The sequence below is a fragment of the Burkholderia sp. ABCPW 111 genome, from assembly GCF_000773065.1.
Lineage (GTDB): Bacteria > Pseudomonadota > Gammaproteobacteria > Burkholderiales > Burkholderiaceae > Burkholderia > Burkholderia savannae.
Genome location: NZ_JPWT01000001.1, coordinates 1 through 21,125 on the forward strand (window position 1 = coordinate 1; position 21,125 = coordinate 21,125).

General features: G+C 68.1%; 7 protein-coding genes and 1 pseudogene. 3 read left to right on the forward strand and 5 right to left on the reverse strand.

From position 1 onward, the window contains the following. The 4 genes and pseudogenes from X946_RS00005 to X946_RS00020 all read right to left on the reverse strand — a co-directional run. A partial coding sequence (locus X946_RS00005) for an AMP-binding protein (protein ID WP_038742852.1) occupies positions 1-2,640 on the reverse strand: 2,640 nt, incomplete at its 3' end. 28 nt (positions 2,641-2,668) lie between these two features. Beyond that, positions 2,669-5,335, reverse strand: a complete 2,667-nt coding sequence (locus X946_RS00010) for a lyase family protein (RefSeq protein WP_038742854.1) — start codon at positions 5,333-5,335, stop codon at positions 2,669-2,671. A 52-nt stretch (positions 5,336-5,387) separates the two neighbouring features. Next, a complete protein-coding gene (locus X946_RS00015) occupies positions 5,388-6,452 on the reverse strand; it encodes a cysteine synthase family protein (protein WP_038742856.1) in 1,065 nt (354 codons plus the stop codon). A 4-nt stretch (positions 6,453-6,456) separates the two neighbouring features. Then, positions 6,457-7,320: pseudogene (locus X946_RS00020) on the reverse strand (GHMP family kinase ATP-binding protein); the annotation flags it as partial. On the opposite strand from X946_RS00020, the gene X946_RS36780 reads away from it, so the two are divergent. Further along, positions 7,217-7,465 (forward strand): hypothetical protein, encoded by a 249-nt coding sequence (locus X946_RS36780; protein ID WP_394364280.1) that lies wholly within the window; start codon positions 7,217-7,219, stop codon positions 7,463-7,465. The pseudogene X946_RS00020 and the gene X946_RS36780 overlap by 104 nt on opposite strands. A 124-nt stretch (positions 7,466-7,589) precedes the next feature. On the opposite strand, the gene X946_RS32880 is transcribed toward X946_RS36780, so the two are convergent. After that, a complete protein-coding gene (locus X946_RS32880; protein ID WP_152611583.1) occupies positions 7,590-7,799 on the reverse strand; it encodes a hypothetical protein in 210 nt (69 codons plus the stop codon). A 999-nt stretch (positions 7,800-8,798) separates the two neighbouring features. On the opposite strand from X946_RS32880, the gene asnB reads away from it, so the two are divergent. Beyond that, positions 8,799-10,724, forward strand: coding sequence for an asparagine synthase (glutamine-hydrolyzing) (gene asnB, locus X946_RS00025; protein WP_038742858.1), 1,926 nt, complete (start codon positions 8,799-8,801; stop codon positions 10,722-10,724). A 123-nt stretch (positions 10,725-10,847) separates the two neighbouring features. Continuing rightward, positions 10,848-21,089: a non-ribosomal peptide synthetase gene (locus X946_RS00030; RefSeq protein ID WP_038742860.1), complete on the forward strand. Its 10,242-nt coding sequence runs from the start codon at positions 10,848-10,850 to the stop codon at positions 21,087-21,089. The last annotated feature ends 36 nt before the right edge of the window (positions 21,090-21,125 follow it).

The window sequence follows — 21,125 nt, forward strand, 5'->3', positions numbered from 1 at the left end:
GACGAAGAAGCCGACGATCGGGGCGAGCTCGGGGCGCGGGCGGTTGGCGACGGGGGAGCCGACGACGACGTCGGCGGTGCCGGAGAGCCTGGAGAGGAAGGCGGCGAAGGCGGCCTGGAGGACCATGAAGAGGGTGGCCTGCCGGGAGGAGGCGAACTGGAGGAGATCGCGGTGCCGGGAGGCGTCGAGGTGCCGGACGATCTGCCCGCTGCGATGATCGGCGAGGGCGGGCCGGGGGCGATCGAGGGGCAGGTTGTGGACGGTGGGCAGATCGTGCAGCGCCGCCGTCCAATAGGCGAGATCGCGTTCGCGCGTCGGCGAATCATCGTCGCGGGCGGCGGCCGCGCCGGCCGATGCCGGCGCCGACAGGCGCGCGCGGTCGAGCGTGCCGTCGAGCGCGAGCGGCAGCGCGGGCAGCACGACGATCGCGTCGGGCGTGAGCTCGGCGGGCAAGGCCGCACCTGCGTCACGCAACAAGTCGGGCGTCGACAGGATCGCGCCCGCGCGCGGCGTGACGTAAGCGACGCGCTCGTGACCGGTGTCGCCCGCGGTGCGCCGAAGGATCGCGATTGCGTCGCTTACGCCGTCTTGCGCCGACAGCCAGGCTTCGACGTGCCGCGCGCCGGCCCAGGAACCGTAGCCGCGCGTCGGCGCGTCGGCGCGTCCGAGATATTCGACGACGCCGTCGGCGCGCCAGCGCGCGAGGTCGCCGGTATCGCGCGGCCCGCGGCGCTCGTCGACGTCGGGATGTTCGCCGACGTCGGGGCGAACGGAGTCGACGTGCGGCGCGTTCGCATCCCGCCGCGCCGATGCGGGCGTGCGCGCATCGCCGACGTACACGCGCCCGGCGATCCCGGGCGGCACGGGCCGCTTGCGCGCATCCAGTATCTGCAGCGTGACGCCGTCCGCCGGACAGCCGAGCACGCACGTTTCGTCGCTCGACGGCTCCGTCGCCGCGCTAAGCGTCCACGCGGCGACGGGACCGGCGAACGCGTTCGCGTCATGGAGCGCGACGACGCGCAAGTGCGGATATTTGTCGAGCCATGGCGCGATACGGCGCGCACTCGCCGGCTCGCCTTCCAGGAATACGTGCCGCACGCCCGACAATTCCCGATGCCGCTCGGCGTCGACGAGTGCGTGGAAGAAGCTCGGCGCGACGTTCAACACGGTGATGCCGCGCGCGGCGATCTCGCGGAGCACGGCGTCGGGATCGAAGCGCGCGTCGCTGAAATGCACCTGCGCGCCGATCAGCAGCGGCGTCAGGATGTGCTTTTGCGCGGCCGCCGTATCGAAGCTCGTCGTCACGAGGAAGCGGTCCGCTGCGTCGAGCGAGAACGTCCGGGCGTACCAGCGCGCGACGTCGCGCAGGTCGCGATGAGTCGCGACGACGGCGTGCGCAACGCCGCCTGACGGGCGGGTGACGAAGGCCGGAAGGCCGGAATCGAAAGCGCCTGCGCCTGCGTCGGATTCGACGGATTCGACGTCTCGCGAGCTCGCCGCGTGGTGCGGCACGCTTTGCGCCAGGTCTTGCGCCGCGTCCGCGTCGAGCTTCAGCACCGGCGTGTCCGAGCCGTCGAGATACGCGGAGAGCGCCGCCTGCACGAGCGTCGCGCCGGGCGCGAAATCGCGCAGCCGCGCGCTCAGCTCCGCGGGCGGCCTCGCCGGGTCGAGGATCGTATAGGCGGCGCCCGTTTCCAGCACGCCGAGGATGCCGGCGACCAGATCGGCCCCCGGGCCGGCGTAAATCGCGACGCGATCGAGCGGTCCGATGCCGAGCGCTCGCAGTCGTCGCGCGACGTCGGCCGCGCGAGACGCGAGCTCGGCGTACCGCATCGGCGCATCGCCGGACTGGACGGCCGGCGCGTCGGGCTCGGCCGCCGCGCGCGCGAAGAAGGCCTGATGCGCGAGCGGACCTGTCGCGTTGATCGCGGCGCCGCGCTCCCATTGTTCGAGCAGGCGTGCGCGTTGCGCGGGCGGGAGCGGGTCGAGCTCGTCGAGCGCAGCGTCGGCCGCGCTCGCGCCGAGCTGCGACACGACGTGAAGCCACTGTTCGACGAACGCGTCGAGCGCCTGCCGGGAAAAGAGTCCGGCCGCCGCGCGCGCGGCGACGCATGCACCCTCGCCCGAGATCGCGAACGCGATGGCGAGTTGCGCATCCGGAAGCGCGTGCGGGTCGGGGGGCGTCTGCGTCGCCGCGATCACGACATGCGGCCAGGCGTCGACCGGGCCGCCGGGATGCGCGAGCCAGCCGTCGCTGTCCGCGAGCAATTCGCCGACCGTCTGCCGGCCGGGCGGCGTCGTCGACAGCGCCGAGTACGTCGCCGCGCGCACGTCGTGCGTGAGCGCAAGCGCGAGCGCCGTTGCGCTTGCGGCATGTTCGGTGATGCGCGCCACCAGCACGCGCGCCGCCGAGACGAAAAGCGCCCGCGGATCGACCGACAGGCGTTGCGCCTGCTCGGCGAGCCGCGCGAGCCAGTCGCCGTCGAGCGTGCGGCGGCAGTGCGCTTGCTCCGCGCCCGCCGCGCGCGGCAGCGTGTGGGTGAGGTCGAGCCACGCGGGCCGTGCGGCGGGGGGCTTGCCGAGTCTCGAGATCAACGCGCGCTTGAAGTTCGGCGCGCCCGTTCGAATGGTCGTGCTCATAGGTGTTCTCTTTCGCGAATGGGGCGGACTAATGGCTGGCGAGTTGCTGCACGGCGAGCCGTCGCATCTGTTCCGCTTCGCGCCAGATGTCCTGTCTGCGGCGCAAAGCGGCTTCGTCGTCGGCGAGCGCGTGGCATGCCCGCGCGACGCCGTGGTTCAGGTCCGCGGCGCCGGGGCCGCCGCCGAACCGGTGGCTTTGCGCCCAATGGAGCGGACGGCTCGACATGAAGTCGGGCTCGAGCGCGGCGAGCGCGTCGTAGCTCGACCGCCCGTGCGCGACGCTGTCGCGCACCGCCTGCGCGACTTGCGTGTGCGCGGTGCGGAAATCGAGCGACTGGCGCGCGACGAGCGATTCCGACACGGCCATCGCGGCGACCGCGGTCTCCTTCAGATGGTCGTCGATTCGTTCGCTCGCGGCGTCGAGCCCGTCGATCAGCAGCGCGGCGATCGTCGCCGCTTCCACGATCGCCGTGCATGCTTGCGCGATGAGGCCGTTCATCGGCGAGCCCGCTTCGAACGAATTCGTATACGGCGTTTTGCCGAGCGTCGCGGTGCAGCTCGCGAGCGCGCCGAGCGGAACGCCCGCGCGGCTCTTGACGAATTCGACGAGGAATGGATTCTTCTTTTGCGGCAGCATCGACGAGCCGCCCGTCAGCCCGTCGGGGAGCGACACCAGTGCGAACTCGGCGGTGGTCCAGATCTGCAGGTCCTGCGCGATGCGCGAGAGCATCACGCCGATCGCGTTCGCGGCCGACAGGAAATGCAGCACGCCGCTGCGGTTGGCCACGGCGTCGAGACTGTTCGACGCCGGCTGCTCGAAGCCGAGCAGCTTGCACACGAGCTCCGGATCGATCGGCAAGGTCGTGCCGCCGCCCGCGCCTGCGCCGAGCGGGCACACGTCGACGTGCCGATAGAGCGCGAGAAGCGCGCGGCATTCGTTCGCGAGCGCTTCGTCGTAGGCGAGAAGCTGATGCGCGAACGTGCCCGGCAGCGCCGGCTGATACTGGCTGTAGATCGGAAACGCCCGGTCGACGTTCGCCGACGCCTTGAAGACGAGGCTGCGCCGCAGGTGCCACAGCGCGTCGAACACGCGCGATGTCGCGTCGCGCAGATGCAGCTTCGTCGTGGCCGCGTTGATGTCGTTGCGCGACCGGCCCGTTTGCAGCACGCCGCCGACTTCCTCGCCGAGCGTGTCGATCAGGTAGCGCTCGACGAGCATGTAGAGGCCGCGCGGCCGCGGTCGCGCGAGAAGCGGCGCATAGCGTTGCGCTCTCAGGCTCTGATGCGCGAGCAGAAGCGGCTTGATCCTGTCGAGTCCGACGACGTGCGTCGCGCCGAGCATCACGAGATGCGCCTCGTTCAGATCGAACAGGTAGTCGAGCTCGGCGAGCGGCGCGTCCTCGTCCGCGCCGCCGTAGACGATCGCCTGCACGTGCGCGGGCAGGCCGGGTTTCACGGCATCGGCGGCATGCGGCGAGGCCGCGTTCGCCGATGCGTCGGCGTCGATGTCGACGCGCAGTTCGGCGACCGCGCGATCGGCGAGCGCCTCGACCGATTCGCGATCGTCGCCCGCGCAGACGACGGCCGCGATGCGGTCGCGGAAGCTGCCTTCGAGCCGCAGCGCGTCGCCCGGCCGTGCGATCGGGTGGAAGTGCCTGAGCTCGGGGGCCGCGGCGACGTCGGGCGGCAGCGCGAGCGGGCCGCGCAGCACGCCTTCGCGCACCGGCAGCGCGAAGCGGATCGCGCCGTAGCGTTTCGCGGTGAGATCGGCAAAGGCGGTGGCGCCCAGCCACATGTCGAGGATGTGGTCGAGCAGATCGGCGTCGAATACCTCGCCGAGGAGGACGGGAATGAGCCCGCCCGCGAGCCGCGGATTGATCTCGATGATCGTCACCGCGTCGTCGCGCATGCGCAGCTCGGTATGGGCGGGGCCGAACGCGTAGCCGACCGCGTCGAGCGCACGCAGCACGGTGCTCTCGATGCGCTCCCGTTGCCGGCTCGACAGCGGCGCCGGGTAGTCGTGGCCGATCTCGACGAAGAGCGGCTCGGGCCCGAGCCGCTTCCTGACGACGCCGACGATTTGCGTCTTGCCGCCGATCGTCAGCGTTTCGACCGAGTACTCGTCGCCTTCGACGTAGGCTTGCGCGAGGGCCGCGTGGGTGCCGGCGCGGCGCAGGCTGTCGCAGTGCTCGAATACTTCGTCCGCGTTTTCGCAACGGCGCACGCCGACGCTGCCCGATCCCATTCTCGGCTTGACGACGGCCGGATAGGCGAGGCCGTCGAGCCGGGGCGCGGCGGCCTCGTCGAGCGTCAGCGCGAGCGTGCGCGGCGCGTCGATGCCGCGTTCGGCGAGCACGTCCGCGAGCCGCTTCTTGTCGCGGCAGATGCGCGTCGCATCGGTGTTCGCGGTCGGCAGCCCGAGCCGCCGCGCGACTTCGCCCGCGACCTCGATGTAAAACTCGGACGACGAAAAAACGGCGACGACGCCGCCGAGCGAGGATACGAAACGGTGAACGGCGTCGGCGTCGCTCGTATCGATCGAGACCGTCACGACTCGGGTCGTGTCGAGAAACGGATACTTGTCGCGGTTCGCCGTGAGGAAGTAGGGCGTGAGGCCGCGATGCAGCGCCTTGCGGATGAAGAGCTCGCCCGTGCCGGTCGTGTTGCTCTCGATGAAGACAAAGATGCCCGTCATGTTGTGTACAGAACGTCGGTGGAAGGGGAGGAGCGAGCGCGCGGCCCGCGCGTCACGCGCCGGGCGCTTGCAGGTTTTGCCGCTCGGCGAGCGGCTTGCGCTGCCAGTCGATGCAGCTCCATTCGTCCGCGGCGATCACCTGATCGAGCCGGTCGACGGCGACGGGCGCGTCGCGCGGCACGTCGGCGATCTCGTCGTGCTCTTTCAGCCACCGCTCGTCGAAGATCGTGTCCTGGTAGCGATAGCCGGTATCGGGCGCGATGAACAGGATCTTGCGATCGGGCTGGCGGGCGGCCTTGTAGTGCGCGACCCGGTAGGCGGCGCCGCTCGTCGGGCCGCAGAAGAGGCCGTGGCGCGCATGCAGCTCGATTGCCGCGCGGTTCGCCTGCGGGCTCGTCAGCCAATGGATCTCGTCGAACTGCGAGTGATCGAGAATCTTCGGCATGATGCTGTTGCCGAGGCCCCGTAGCGTGCGCTTGCCGTCCGGCAAGCCGAACAGCACGCTGTTGAACGTGTCGACGCCCGTCACGCGGATTGCGTCGCTGTGGCGGCGCAGGTGCGTCGCGAGGCCGACCGACGAGCCGCCGGAGCCGACGCATGCAACGAGGTCGAACGCCGGCCCTGCCTCCGCGAGCAGCGTGTCGGCGAGCGCGCGGTACGCGTCGGGATTCTGTGGATTGTCGTACTGGCGAACCCAGAACGCGTTCGGATGCGCTTCGAGCAGTTGCGCGATGCGTGCGAGCCGCAGGCGCTGGAATGCGCCGAACGCGTCCGGCTTCTCGATGATGTCGACTTCCGCGCCGAGGTTGCGCAGCATGCCGCGCAATTTCGGGTCGATCGCCGGATCGCCGACGATCCGCAGCTTCAGCCCGTGCTCACGGCACACGACGGCGAGGCCGAGCGCGAAATTGCCGCTCGACGATTCGATGACGAGCGAATCGCGGTTGATGCGCCCGTCGCGCAGCGCCTGCTCGATGATGTGCTTGGCCGGAATCACTTTCATGACTTCGAGCGCGACGGCGTAGAGATTGGGCGAGATCTGGACGATGCGCGGTTCCGCCATCGCATCGGACACCTTCTCCTGCGTTTTCCTGATCGATGCTGCGTCGTATGTCATGAGCTCACCTGGTGAAAAATCGCGAAATGGGTTGTCTTAGGGTTTCCCGGAGCGTGCGTTCCGCCCGGGCGATCGTGTCGAGCGCATCCGGGCGCGCCGCGTCGAAACACAGGCCGATGAAGGTGCCGCTGTGGCAGTTGACGATGCCGTCGGCGCCGACGTCGGCCATCAGCGCCTCCAGTTGCCGCAGGCTGCGCTTCGGATTGCGCTTCTGATGAAGCTGCGTGCTGAGCGTCGCCGCGCGGCCGATCTCGCGGACGTCGCGGCTGGAAATCGCGGCGTCGACGACGGCGAGCAGCGCGGCGTACTGGCTCGTTTCCTCGTCGGAGAAATCGAAGCGATGCCGGTTGTAGGCGACCGTGTCGATGATTCCGCCTTCGTCGATCGCGAGGATGCAGATTTTCGGCAGCCTGCCCATCACCTTGCCCAGTTCGACCTTGCGATGGAAGAACGCGACCGATTCGTCGAACATCACGCCGTCGGTCGGCTCGATCTCGCGGATGATCTCGCACATGTCGGCCACCGCGAGCTCGATGTCGAAGTGGGCGGCGAGCGCGCGCAGCGTCGCGACGATGTCGGCGGACGAGCTCGCGAGCCCCTTGCCCTCCGACACCGCGCTGCAGATCTGCAGGATGCCGCCCGTGCGGATGCCGAATTTCTCGAGGAAGAGCTGCGCCGCCTTCAGCGATTTCTTCTTGCTCGCCGGAAAGACGTAAAGGCGATCGGAATGCCGGAACCGGCAGAATCTCGCCGTCGTCGTCAGCGTGATCGGAAACGTCACCAGGAAATCGTTTCCCGATATCGGCTCGCGCCCCTGGACCAGCTCGCCGAACGTGGCGGGCGCGTTGCCGGTCGAGAAAAAACGCTCGGCCAGCGAGCCCGCCTTTCGGGTTCTCGCCTTGCCGGAGTGGCCGGAATTGGAGGAAAACCGATTTCCGTATTTATTGATAAGCGCATTGGCAATGCCGATCGACCGATCGCCGTTGATTTCCTCTCGGGCGAGCGGCGAATGAACAGAGCGCTTGACCGGTTCTGTTACGTACATTTTGGCTCGTCAATCCAGAAAAAGGACGTGCATGATCCGCCACATCGATAAATGTGGTTGAAAAGTCAAACACTCGTTTTAATTTGTTCGAGCTACCCGGGTAATAAAATTTCAGAACGACGGGTATCGAAATTGAAGAACATCGATATGAGTGAATCGGAAATATGGATTCCGCGTGCGGTGGCAAATGCGGCCGGCATGCCGCCGTGACTTCGTTTGCGGCGGCATTCGCTCAGCGTGGATATTTCATCCAGTGAACCGCATGCCATGCGCTTGCCCGGGGTAGACAAATTCCGATTCATCCGGCGACCGTCCTTCAAAGTATGCAGACATATTCAGGGAAATCCGGTGAAGCCTAGATACTCGTGCTCGCGGATGCGGCGAGCGGGCGATGCAAACAGCGAATCGTCTTCGATGGCGGCGACGCGGTGCGCGCGGGCGCGGTGATGCCGGCCGCCCCGCCCGACAGGCGGGACGGTCGGCGCCGAGCGTCGGCCCGGATATCCATGGAGCGCCGGCGCAATCGAGGCAGCGCAGACGGGCTCCGCGGATCAAAAACAGTTTCGAACGCCGGGACGATGCGATACGGAATTCACTGCGCCGCTGCGTAGTCGAGAGCATAAGCTCAGCCGGGAGAAAAATACTCGACGAGCGAAGATTGCTTCAGAGTAGACGAGCGCCGCAATTCACTCTGGTAGCGAAACGTACATGTAAAGCAATCGTTAGTCAAGCCGTTAAATGAAAGCCATCGGAATTGATTGATAACAAGCAGTTCGTCGCTCAATCTTTCGTTTCGAACGAGATTGGGTCGGCGAAATTCTCAATCGATCGATGGAATTTGGTCGCAAAAAACACAAAAAGAAACAAGAAAACAAAACTGCGAGACGCATTGAATCTAAATATCGTCACAAACATGCCGGCCGCTATGAATTCATGTCGTTCACGATCCGTGCATCCTTCGTAAATCGTGTTTTCCGAATCGAAGTATTACGCTATGCTTGCGACCTGAGATTCATGGTGCGATTAGAAAAATACTCAGTGCGTTCGTTTAAATCTGTCGTCAAAGCAAATTTGATGTTTCGGTAGACGGTTGTAAACGGAAAAGAATCAATGTCGCCCGATCGAGAATCACGGATCACGGCGATGCGCGGAGGTCGGCGAACACGGCGTGCGTGATCCGCATCGGATCTCGTGCGCATCGTCGGCTTCGCTGCCGCGCGTTCGTCGCGGGGAGCATCCTCTCCGCGTTCTGCGGTGCCTGGCAGGACCGTCCCACCTTCACCACGGAGCTGAAGCCCGTCATGTGTGGAATCGTTTCAATCTTCGATCGGAGCGCGCCGATCGACGCGTCGACGCTGCAGCGCGCAGTGGATACGCTCGACCATCGCGGCCCGGAAAAAACGGGGCTGTGGCTGTCGCCCGACGCGCGCGTCGGCCTCGCGCACGCGCGCCTCGGCCTCGTCGATCTCGTAACGGGCGACCAGCCGATCGTCAGCGCGCGAGGCAACGTGATCGTCGCGAACGGCGAGATCTACGGTCATCACGAATGGCGCCGCGCATTGCGGCGCGAAGGCTGGCAGTTCAAGACCGACAGCGATTCCGAGGTGGCGCTCGCGCTGTACGAGCGATACGGCATCGATTTCGTCGAGCGGCTGCGAGGCGAGTTCGCGCTGGCCATCTGGGACCGCGAGGCGAACCAGCTCCTGTGCGTGCGCGACCGGTTCGGCATCAAGCCGCTCTACTATCACGAGAGCGGCGAGCGGGTCCTGCTCGCCTCCGAGGTCAAGGCGCTGCTCGCGGCGGGCGTCGCGGGCAGGCTGAGCCGCGAGCAATACGTGCAGCATCTGCTTCTCATCAAGCCGCACGACGCGACGCTGTTCGAGGGCATCCGGCAGGTTCCGCCGGGGTGCATGCTGATCTGCTCGGACGGCAAGACCGTCGTCAGGCGCTATTGGGATCTCGACTACCCGCGCCATCCGCAATGGCGAGACGACGCGCGCTCGCGCGCATGCGCCGCCGAGGCGCTCGCCGAGCATATCGCCGACGCGGTCGAGACGCGCCTGCACGCGGACGTGCCGATGGGCCACTACCTGAGCGGCGGGCTCGATTCGTCGGCGGTGCTCGGCGTCGCGGCGAAGCGGCTCGGCCACCGGCTCACCGCCTTCAACGTGCAGTTCGACCACGCGGATTACGACGAGAGCGCCGTGGCGCGCGACACAGCGGAGTCGTTCGGCGCGGCGTTCCGGACGGTCGCCGTCGATTCGGCCGATTTCGCGGACCATCTCGAGCAGGTCGTCTGGCACGCGGAGAGCATCGGCATCAACTCGAACGCGGTCGCGCGCTATCTGCAAAGTCGCGCGGTGCGGGACGCGGGGTTCAAGGCGGTGCTGTCGGGCGACGGCGCCGACGAGCTGTTCTACGGCTACAACTTTCATCAGATCGACTATCTGCTGTCCGGTTATGCGGGCGACGAGACGGCGCGCCTCGCGACGTTCGCCGACGTGCAGGCGGCCGGCAAGCTGAGCGCGGCGATTCCGCCGTGGTTCCGGCCGGCGCGCAACGGCTTCGCGAGCCGGTTGATCGGCTTCACGCCGGCGTGGCTGTCGATCGTGCTCAACAGCCGCACGCCGCTCAGAGACACGCTGCTGCATGCCGACCTGAAGCGCGACGTCACGCCCGATCTGCTCGTGTCGAGCCTGATCGATCGCCTGCCGATCCACGATCAGCTTCGCGACCGGCATCCGGTGCAGCAGTCGATGTATCTGTGGTGCAAGTCCATTCTGTGCAATCAGATCCTGTTCGCGGATCGCCTCGACATGGCGCATTCGGTCGAAGTGCGCATGCCGCTTCTCGACCATCGCCTGTTCGAATTCGCGCGGACCCTTCCCGTGTCGTGGTTCTTCCGCGACGGCGAGGAGAAAAGCCTCTTCCGCGACGCGATGAAGCCCTATCTGACCGAGCGGGTCCATCGGCGCGTGAAGCAGCCGTTCCTCGCGCCGCCTTCGACGCTGCAGCGCAACGGCAAGCTGTTCGCGCTGATCCAGGACATCGTCCACTCGCCGCGCCTCGCGCAATTGGGGCTCTTCGATCCCGCGCAGCTCGCGCGCCTGTCGAAGCTCCTGTCGGACGGCAACGAGGCCGACCTGTCGAAGCTGGAGATTCCGCTGATGCTGATCGCGACGTCGTATTTCCTTTGCAAGCGCTTCGATCTTTCGATCGTCGACTAGACGCCGTTCGCCGTTCGATGTGCGCCGCGGCGCGAATGCCGGCGGCGCACGAGGAATGCGCCGCCGCGCGCCGCGGCTCGCATCCGTTCCAATCCCTCATTCTTTTTAGCCTGACCGACTGACATGACGACCACCGATCTCGACAAAATGCAGCAGGCCGGCACGATCGTTCACGTACTTCAGCGACATGCCGGCGAGCGTCCCGACGCGCTCGCGTATCACTTCATCGAAAGCCCGGAAACGGGGGCGGGGCCGCAGCTGACCTATCGGCAGCTCGACGAGCGCGCGCGGCGGGTCGCCGCCTACTTGCGGCAGCATGCGAGCGAGAACGATCGCGTGCTGCTGTTCTTCCCGCCGGGGCTCGAATACATCGCCGCGTTCCTCGGCTGCCTGTATGCGGGCGTGATCGCGGTGCCGCTCTATCCGCCGCGGCGCGGAGAAAAGCTCGACCGCATCGCGCACGTGGTGCGCGATTGCGGCGCACGGTTCGCGTTCGGCGACGGCGAGGCGGTGGCGAAGGCGAGCGAGTGGTTCTCGGGCGAGATGGGCCGCGCGCTGTCGGCGGCGATCCGCCTGCTGTCGATCGACGCGGCGGCGGACGTCCCGCCGATTCCGGCGAGCGACTATCGGCGCACGCCGGCGGACGTGGCGTTTCTCCAGTACACGTCCGGGTCGACGGGCGAGCCGAAGGGCGTCGCGGTGAGTCACGGCAATCTGATAGCGAATCAGATCGCGATCGCGGCGGGCTTCGGATCGCGCGACGACGACGTCTGCCTGAACTGGCTGCCGCTGTACCACGACATGGGGCTGATCGGCACGACCTTGCATCCGCTCTTTTACGGATACCCGTCGCACATCATGTCGCCGACCGCGTTCATCAAGGACCCGCTGTCGTGGCTCGAGAACATCACGCGGTATCGCGCGACGGTCGCGGGCGGGCCGGACTTCGGCTATCGTCTCTGCGCCGAGCATGCGGCTCGCAGCCCGGAGCGGGTGGCCGCGCTCGATCTGTCGAGCTGGCGCATCGCGTTCAACGGCGCCGAGCCGGTACAGGCGGAATCGATGCGGCGTTTCGCGCAGATCTACGCGCGCGCGGGGTTCGATCCGCGCGCATTCTATCCGTGCTATGGCCTTGCCGAAGCAACGCTTTTCGTCACGGGCGGCGCGCCCGGCGGAGCGTTTCACGCACGGGCGGCCGACCGTTTCGCGCTGACGCTCGGCCGCCTCGAGCCGCAGGGCGGCGCCGCGAGCGTCGAACTGGTGTCGTCCGGCCGCTGCGCGGCGGGGCACGAACTGCGCATCGTCAACGACTTGCGCGAGGCGGCGCAAGGCGAGATCGGCGAGATCTGGGTGCGCGGCCCGAGCATTCCGTCCGGATACTGGAACAAGGACGCGGTGAACGCCGACGTGTTTCGCGCGCGCCTCGCCGCCCCGGACCCGGCCTCGTCGGGCTTCCTGCGCACGGGCGATCTCGGTTGCGTCGTCGACGGCGAACTGTTCGTGACCGGGCGCAGCAAGGACGTCGTCATCGTCAACGGGCGCAATTACTACCCGCAGGACCTGGAAGCCGCCGCGGGCGCGAGCGATCCGGCCTTGCGCGAAGGTTGCACGGCCGCGTTCTCGATCGACGGCGAGGGCGATGCGCGCGTCGTCGTCGTGCAGGAGGTGGACCGGCGCTTCGCGAAGACGATCGACGTCGATGCCGCCGCCCGGGCGATCCGCACGGCGATTTCGCGCGCCTGCGACGTCGCCGTCGACGAGATCGTGTTCATTCAGCCGGCGAGCATTCCGAAGACGTCGAGCGGCAAGATCCGCCGCCGGGAGACGCGCGCGCGTTACCTCGACGGCACGCTGCCGCTCGTCGGCCGCGACGTGCGTTCGGCGAGCGGTGCCGGTGCGGCGTCCGATCAGGATCTCGATGCGCTCTGGCCGCAAACGGCGCGCTCCGGCGCGGTGCCCGCCGACGAGCATGCGGCTCGGATCGTGCTTGCGCTGCGGCGCGCGGTCGCGGCGCTGACCGGGCAGACGCCCGAGGCGATCGGCGCCGATCTGCCGCTTGCGGGCGCGGGGCTGAATTCGATCGGCGTCGTGCGGCTGCAGGGCTTGATCGAGAAGCATCTGGGCGCGCAGGTCGGGCTCGACGACCTGTTCGGCGCGTCGAGCATCGCGGAGCTGGGCGCGCAGATCGCCCGAACGGACACTGCGGCGCCCGCCGCCCCGCGCGCGACGGCGGGTGCGAAAGAACGCGAGTTCGCGCTGTCGCCGAACCAGCAGCAGCTCTGGTTCCTGCATCAGTTCGACCCGGATCGGCATGACTACAACCTGGCGCTCCTGATCGAATGCCGGCCGGCGCTCGCGTCCGACGCGCTCGAGGCGAGCGTCGCGCGCGCGTGCGCGCGGCACCCGATCCTGCGTACGCGCTATCGCGCGGAGGACAGCCGCAACGTGCAGACGGTCGAGGCGACGCCATGCGTCGATTTCGCCGAAATCGATCCGCAAGGGCTCGACGACGCCGCGTTGATCGAGCGTTTCGGCGACGAAGCGCTGCGGCCGTTCGATCTGGAGCGGGGATCGGCGTTGCGCATTCGCGTCGCGCAGCGCGACGGCGGGCGGACCTGGCTGCTCGTCAACCTGCATCACATCGCCTCCGATTTCTGGTCGATGTCGCAACTCGTCGAGGAAATCGTGTCGGACGCGTCGGGCGGCGAGCCGATTGCCGATCCCGAGCGCGACTACCAGGACTGGTGCCGGGAGCGCGACGCGTACACGGGCAGCGCCGCCGCGCTGGCGGACCGCCAGTACTGGCGCACCGTCCTGGGCGAGAACCGTGCGGATTCGGCGCTCGCCTCGGTGTTCGAGCCAAGCGCGCAACGCGCGGACGGCGCGCCGCGGCCCGTCAATTTCCGGATCGGCGAGACGCTCGCGAAACGGGTCGAGGCATTCGCGCGGCGCTCGGGCCGCACGCTCAACGCGGTCTATCTGGCCGCGTTCCAGTTGCTGCTGCATCGCCGCGGCGCCGCCGAGCACCTCGCGATCGGCACGCTCGCCGCCGGCCGGACGCACTGGGCGTATGCGCGCACGCAGGGCTATTTCGTCAATCCGCTCGCGTTGCACACCGCGTATCGCGACGACACGACGTTCGCGGCGTTCCTGTCGCAGTCGGCCGACAATCTCACCGCCGCGATCGCCCACCAGGCGTATCCGTTCGCGCACCTCGTCAACGAGCATGCGTCGAAGAGCCGCGCCGGCCGGCATCCGTTCTTCCAGGCGCTGTTCGTGATGCAGCAGTCGAGCGGCCGCCGCGGCACCGAAGCGTTCGCGATCAAGGGCGTCGCCGCCGAAATCGAAATCGGTTCGATCGCCGCGCGTTCGCTGCCGTTGCGCTCCGCGCCGTCCCAGTTCGATCTCGCGTTGACGATGGCGCCTGCCGCGCGCGGGATCGAAGCGATGCTCGAATATGGCGAGACGCTCGCGACGCGCGATCAGGTCGCCGCGTTCGCCGACGAATACCTGCAACTGCTCGATGCGGTGCTCGACGCGGCCGACGCGCCGTTGCACACGATCGAGCCCAAGGCGGCGCCGGCCGCGATCGACGCACCGGCGGCCGAGCGCGCCGCCGATCTCCCGGCGGCAGCCGTGCCGCTCGCGCAATGCGATTCGTTGATCGAAGGATTCGAGCAGCAGGTGCGCAGCGGCCCGCAGCGAGTCGCGCTCACCTACGGCGAATCGTCGCTCACGTATCGCGAACTGGACGAACGCGCGACGCAGCTCGCGCGCGCGCTCGCGCCGCGGATGCGGGCCGACGGGCCGACCACCGTCGCGATTCTGCTGCACCGCGGCGTGGACGTCGTCGTGAGCATCCTCGCCATTCTGAAGGCGGGAGGCACGTACGTGCCGCTCGACCCGCACTCTCCGGCCGAGCGGCTCGGCTTCATTCTCGAGGACGCGCAACCGAGCGTGCTCGTCACGTCGACGGCGTTCGGCGACTTGCTGGGCAAGCTGCCGTCCGTCGAGGGCCGCACCGTCCTGCTCGTCGACGCGCTCGCCGAGCCGGCGCGCGACGGGGCGCACGCAGCGGATCGCGCGCCGCAGGCGGCGCGCGCGTTGCGCCGCGACGATTGCGCGTACGTGATCTTCACGTCCGGCACGACCGGGCGGCCGAAGGGCGTGCAGGTCACGCACGACAACGTGCTGCGCCTGTTCACGTCGTCCGAGCCGGAATACCGGTTCGACGAGCGCGACGTGTGGACGCTGTTCCATTCGATCGCGTTCGACATCTCGGTCTGGGAAATGTGGGGTGCGCTGCTCTACGGCGGCCGGATCGTCGGGGTGCCGTACGAAATCTCGCGCTCGCCGGACGAGTTCCGCGCGCTGTGCGCACGCGAGCGCGTGACGGTGCTCAACCAGACGCCGAGCGCGTTCAAGTATTTCATCGCTGCCGATCTGCGGCGCGACGACCGCCTGAGCGCGCTGCGCCTCGTGATCTTCGGCGGCGAGACGCTCGTGTTCGGCAGCCTCAAGGATTGGTTCCGCAAGTACGGCGACGCGCAGCCGCTGCTCGTCAACATGTACGGGATCACCGAGATCACCGTGCACGGAACCTACCGGCCCGTCACGCTCGCGGATCTCGACGCGCCGGGCAGCATGATCGGCCTGCCGCTGCGCGACCTGTCGATCGTGCTGCTCGACGAGGATCGCAAGCCGGTGGTGGACGGCGAGGTCGGCGAGATCTATGTCGGGGGCCGGGGCGTGGCGCTCGGCTATCTGCGAAACGAGACGCTCACGCGCGAGCGCTTCGTCGATCTCGACATCGAGCCGGGCGTGGGCGTGGGGCGCTACTACAAGAGCGGCGACCTCGCGCGCAAGGTCGGCGACGCGGATTACGAGTATCTGGGCCGCAAGGATCAGCAGGTCAAGATCAACGGCTTTCGGATCGAGCTCGGCGAAATCGAGGCGGCGCTCACGCGCTTCGACGGCATTCGCGACGCCGTCACGCTCGCGAGCAAGCCGCACAAGCCGCGCAACGTCGTTGCACCGGCGTCGGCGGGCGGCGGGGCCGGCGCGATCACCGAGATCCGGCAGCTGATCCGCGCCGCGTCGACGCCGCAACCGGACGACGAACAGACCAGGCTCGTGTCGTACATCGTCTGCGATGCGCTGCCGGACGTTCAGGCGCTGTATCGCCACTTGTCGGAGCGCATACCCGATTACATGATGCCGTCGGCCGTGCTGCCGATCGATGCGATTCCGCTGAACCAGAACGGCAAGGTCGACGCGAAGGCGCTCATGCAGCGGGCGGACGGCGCGATTCCGTTGCGCGCGGCCTACGTCGCGCCGCGCACCGACGAGGAGAAGCTGCTGTGCAAGCTGTACGCCGACGTGCTGGAAAAACCGCGCGTGGGCGCCAACGACGGCTTCTTCGAGCTCGGCGGCGATTCGATCCGCATCATCCAGTTGCGCAGCCGCGCGTTGAAGGCGGGTTTGCAGATCAGCGTCCAGGACGTGTTCCGGCTCCAGACGCCCGCCGCGCTCGCCGCCGTCACGAAGATTTCGGCCCAGCTGGCCGAGCGGCCTCGCGTCGCCGCGTTCGCGCAAACGAGCGACGCCGAGCGTCGCCAGCTGCCTGAGGATGCGGTCGATGCCTATCCGCTCGCGCGTCTTCAGGAAGGGCTGCTGTTCCACTCGCAATTCGGCGACGACATCGCGATGTACTGCGACATCTTCGAATTCCGGCTGCGCGCGCGCTACGATCTGCGCGCGTTCGAGCAAGCGCTCGCCGCGTTGATCGAGCGCCATCCGATTTTCCGGACGTCGTTCCACCTCGGCGAGTTCGAGCGGCCGCTGCAGATCGTTCACGCGCATTCGGCCCCGGTCGTCGACGTGTTCGACTATCGCGACGTCGACGACGCGCGCCGCAAGCAGCGCTACGAGGCGTGGCTCGACGGCGAAAAGCGCCGTCCGTACGACGTCGCGCGCGCGCCGTTGTTGCGCTTCTCGCTGCACCGCTGGACGGACGACGAGTTCGTGTTCACGATGTCGTTCCACGACGCGCTGCTCGACGGCTGGAGCGAATCGTCGGCCGTGTCGGAGATCCTGCGCAACTACGTGAGCCTCGTCGGCGACGGCGCGCTGCCGCAGCTTCCCGAACTGCATACGCGCTTTTCCGATTACGTCTCGCTGGAACAGGAGACCGTCGCCGATCCGGCGGTGCGTGCATTCTGGGAAGCGGAGCTCGAGGATTTCCGGCCGACGCGGCTCGCGTACCTGCAGGAAACGCACGCGGACGCCGGGCGCAATCCGATGCGCTTTTACGCGGTCGATGTGCCGGCGGCGCTGTCGAACGACCTGAAGGCGCTGGCCGCGCGGCTCGGCGTGTCGCTCAAGCACGTGCTGCTGGCGGCGCATGCGAGCGTCATGAGTTTCGTGAGCGGCGAGTCCGACGTCGTTCTCGCCGTCGAGTCGAACGGCCGGCTCGAGGACGGCGACGGCGAGCGCGTGCTCGGCACGCATCTGAACGTCGTGCCGTGGCGCGTGCAGCTCGGCGGCGACACCTGGTCCGAGCTCGTCAAGCGCATCCATGACAAGGAATCCGCGCTGCAGGCGTATCGCCGCTATCCGTATCAGGAAATCCAGCACCTGAAGGGCAACGAGCCGCTCTTCGACGTGAGCTTCAATTACACGCACTTCCATGTGTACGAGGAGCTGGAGCAACTGGCGGGGGTGAGCGTCGTCGATGCGAAGGCGTATATCCAGACGCACTTCGCGCTGCGCGTCGAATTCAACCAAGACCCGTTCACGAAGCATCTGACGCTCGATCTCGAGGCGAATCTCGACGCGTTGCCGCTCGAGCGCCTCGTCGCGATCGGCGGCTATTTCCGCCGCGCGCTCGAGGCGATCGTCGCGTCGCCCGACGAGCATTTCGCCGCGCGCACGCTGCTCGGCGACGACGAGGCCGCCGTCGAGCGCCGCGCCGCCGCGGGCGCCCTGGTCGAACGGCCGGCGGGCGCGCCGGGGCTATATGTCGCGACGTTCGAGCGGCGCGCGAGCGAATGGCCGGATCGCATCGCGGCCGTCGACGCGTCGCGCTCGATCGGCTATCGCGCGCTGCTCGACGCAAGCCGCACGGCCGCCGCGCAGCTGCGCGCGCGCGGCGTGCGTCCGGGCGACATCGTGGCGTTGCTCGCGGATCGCTCGATCGACTATCTGACGGCGATCCTCGGGCTCTGGCGGGTCGGGGCGGCGTTCGTGCCGCTGCCGGACGGGCCGGCCGAGCGGATCGACGCGCTGCTCGAGCGCGCGCGGGCCGCGCATCTCGTCGTCGCGCGCGGGCATACGAGCGTCGCCGAGCGCCTGCGCAGCGGCGCGGCCAGGATCGCGCTCGACGCGCTCGCCGAGCCGGCCGACGCGGCCGCGCTGCGAGCGCCCGCGTTCGAGGCGTCCGCCGACACGCTCGCTTACGTGATCTTCACGTCCGGTTCGACGGGCGAGCCCAAGGGCGTGATGATCGACCACGGCGGGATGATCAATCACATCGAGGCGAAGATCGAGGATCTCGGGATCGGCGCGGCGGACATCGTGTCGCAGGACGCCGCCGCGACGTTCGACATCTGCGTGTGGCAATTCTGCGCGCCGTTGATCGCGGGCGCGCAGGTCAGGATCTACGACGACGCCGTCGCGAAAGATCCGGCGCGGCTCCTGGAGCGCGTCGTCGCCGACGGCGTGTCGATTCTCGAAGTGTCGCCCTCCGTGCTGAGCACGATGCTGCTCGTGCACGCCGCGCAGCCGGACGCGCCGGCGCTCGCGCTCGGCGCGTCGGCGCTGCGCTGGGTCGTGTCGAGCGGCGAGACGCTGCAGCCGTCGCTCGTGCATCAGCTGCGCGCGGTGCACCCTCGCGTCGGCATCCTGAACATGTGGGGCGCGACGGAAACCTCCGACGACTGCACGCATTACAAGGTGCCGTTCGACTTCGACGCGCGCGCGCCGAAGATCTCGATCGGGCGGCCGATCAAGAATGCGGCCGTCTACGTGCTCGATCCGTGGGGGCGCACGGTGCCGGCCGGCACGCCCGGCGAGCTGTACGTCGGCGGCGTGTGCGTCGGGCTCGGGTATCTGAACGATCCGCAGCGCACCGCGGCCGCCTATTCGTCGCGGGAGGCCGCGTTCGCCGGCTCGCATCGCCTCTATCGCAGCGGCGATCGCGGATGGCGCGCCGCGAACGGCGAGCTGTTCTTCATCGGCCGGCGCGACAACCAGGTGAAGATCCGCGGCCATCGCATCGAGATCGGTGAAGTGGAGGCCGCGCTCAATCGCGAGCCGTCGGTGCAGGAAGCGGTCGTCCTCGCGCTGCCGGACGCGACGGGGCAACTGTCGCTCGCGGCGTGGGCCGTTCCTGCGGATCTTCGCGCGCTGGAGGGCGCGGGCGCGACGAGCGCGTGGGTGTCGGCGCTGCGCAAGCAGGTGAAGCTCGGGCTGCCCGCGTACATGATTCCCGACGTGATCGTCGCGCTCGACCGTCTGCCGAAGAACGTCAACGGCAAGGTGGACCGCAAGGCGCTCGCGTTGCCGGACGATGCGCAGACGTGCGCGCAGCTCGAGGTGGTCGCGCCGGGCAACGACGTCGAGGCCTTCGTCGTCGATCTGTTCCGGCAGATTCTCAAGCGCCCGGCGGTCAGCGCCGACTGGAGCTTCTTCGACATCGGCGGCAACTCGCTGCTCGCGACGCAGGTCGTGTCTCGCGCGCGCCGGCATTTTCGGATCGATTTGCCGATCCGCGCGCTGTTCGAGCACGACACGGCGATCTCGTTCGCCGCGGCGATCGCGGCCGCCCAGGCCGAGGCGTTGCGGGAGGACACGATCGCGCCGCAGGGGCGCCCCGAGCACATTCCGCTGTCGTTCAACCAGGAGCGTCTCTGGTTCCTCGACAAGATCGACGCCTCGCAGCGCGCCTATGGCTCGCACTTCGCGCTGCGGATCGACGGGCCGCTCGATGTCGACACGCTCGCCTGGGTGCTCCAGCGGATGACGGATCGCCACGAGATCCTGCGAACCCGCTTCGCGACGCTCGACAATCAGCCCTGTCAGGTGGTGGCGCCCGAGATGACGTTCCCGCTCGCCGTGAAGGACCTGTCCGGCGAGCACGCCTCGAGCGCGCGCGAAGCGCTCGACAGCGCGATCGAATCCGAGCTGAGCCGGCCGTTCAGGCTCGACGCGCTGCCGCTGTGCTCGGCGACGATCTACCGGCTGTCCGACAACGAGCACGTGCTGCTTTGGCGCAATCATCACATCATCGGAGACGGGTGGTCGGCGGGCGTGATCCTGCGCGAGATCGAGCAGTTGTATCCGGCGCGGCGCGACGGGCGGGCGGCGGAGCTGCCGCCGCTGCCGATCCAGTTCGCCGATTACGCGATCTGGCAGCGGCGTTTTGCGCAGTCCGAGCCGTTCAAGCGCCAGCTCGACTTCTGGCGCGGCTACCTCGACGGCTACGCCGGCGTGCTGCAATTGCCGACCGATTTCGAGCGCCCGGACCAGCCGACGTTCGACGGGCGGCGGATCGCGGTGGCGTTGCCCGCCGCGCTCGTCGAGCGCGTGCATGCGTTCTCCCGGGCGTCGAAGTCGACGGTGTTCGTGTTCCTGCAGACCGCGCTAGGCTTGCTGCTGTCGCGCTACGCGAAGCAGGGCGATCTCGTGCTCGGCACGGCCGTCGCGAACCGCTCGCGCATCGAGACCGAGCCGCTCATCGGCTTCCTGACGAACACGTTGCCGGTGCGGCAGCGCTTCGATCCGGCTGCGAGCTTCGCCGCGCATCTCGCGCGCGTGCGCGACGACGTGCTGAACGTGTTCGACAATCAGGACGTGACGTTCGCGCATCTCGTGCAGATGGCGCTCAGGGAGCGCGACCCGCGCGTGAATCCGCTCGTGCAGGTGATGTTCGTGCTGCAGAACGAGGATCTGTCGATGCCGCAGGTCGACGGGCTGCGCATCGCGCCCGTCGAGCTCGACCGGGCCGCGTCGATTCTCGATCTGCTGTTCGATCTGCGCGAGGAGGGCGGCGCGATCGTCGGCCACGTCGAATACAACGTCAATCTGTTCCGGGAATCGACGATCCGCCTGCTGTGGGCGCATCTGTCGAACCTGATCGGGGCGATCGTCGACGGGGGCGACGCGCCGGTCTCGCAGCTGAGCTCGCTCGGCGACGAGGAGCGGCGCTTGCTGACGCAAGCGTGGCGCAGCCTGCAGCACGGCCGCAGCGAGATCGAGTTCTGGCATCGCGACGCCGCGCAAACGCCGCATTGGGACGCTTACCTCGAAGCGGCCGAGCGCGACGAGATGCTGATGAGCGCATACATGGCGATCTCGGAATATTGAGTCGCCGATCGCATCCGGCCCGCGCGGGCCGGATGC

Coding starts and splice junctions, on each gene's coding strand:
- X946_RS00015 (WP_038742856.1), bottom strand. CDS start 6,452: ATGACATACGACGCAGCATCGATCAGGAAAACGCAGGAGAAGGTGTCC.
- X946_RS00030 (WP_038742860.1), top strand. CDS start 10,848: ATGACGACCACCGATCTCGACAAAATGCAGCAGGCCGGCACGATCGTT.
- X946_RS32880 (WP_152611583.1), bottom strand. CDS start 7,799: ATGAATCGGAATTTGTCTACCCCGGGCAAGCGCATGGCATGCGGTTCA.
- X946_RS00010 (WP_038742854.1), bottom strand. CDS start 5,335: ATGACGGGCATCTTTGTCTTCATCGAGAGCAACACGACCGGCACGGGC.
- asnB (WP_038742858.1), top strand. CDS start 8,799: ATGTGTGGAATCGTTTCAATCTTCGATCGGAGCGCGCCGATCGACGCG.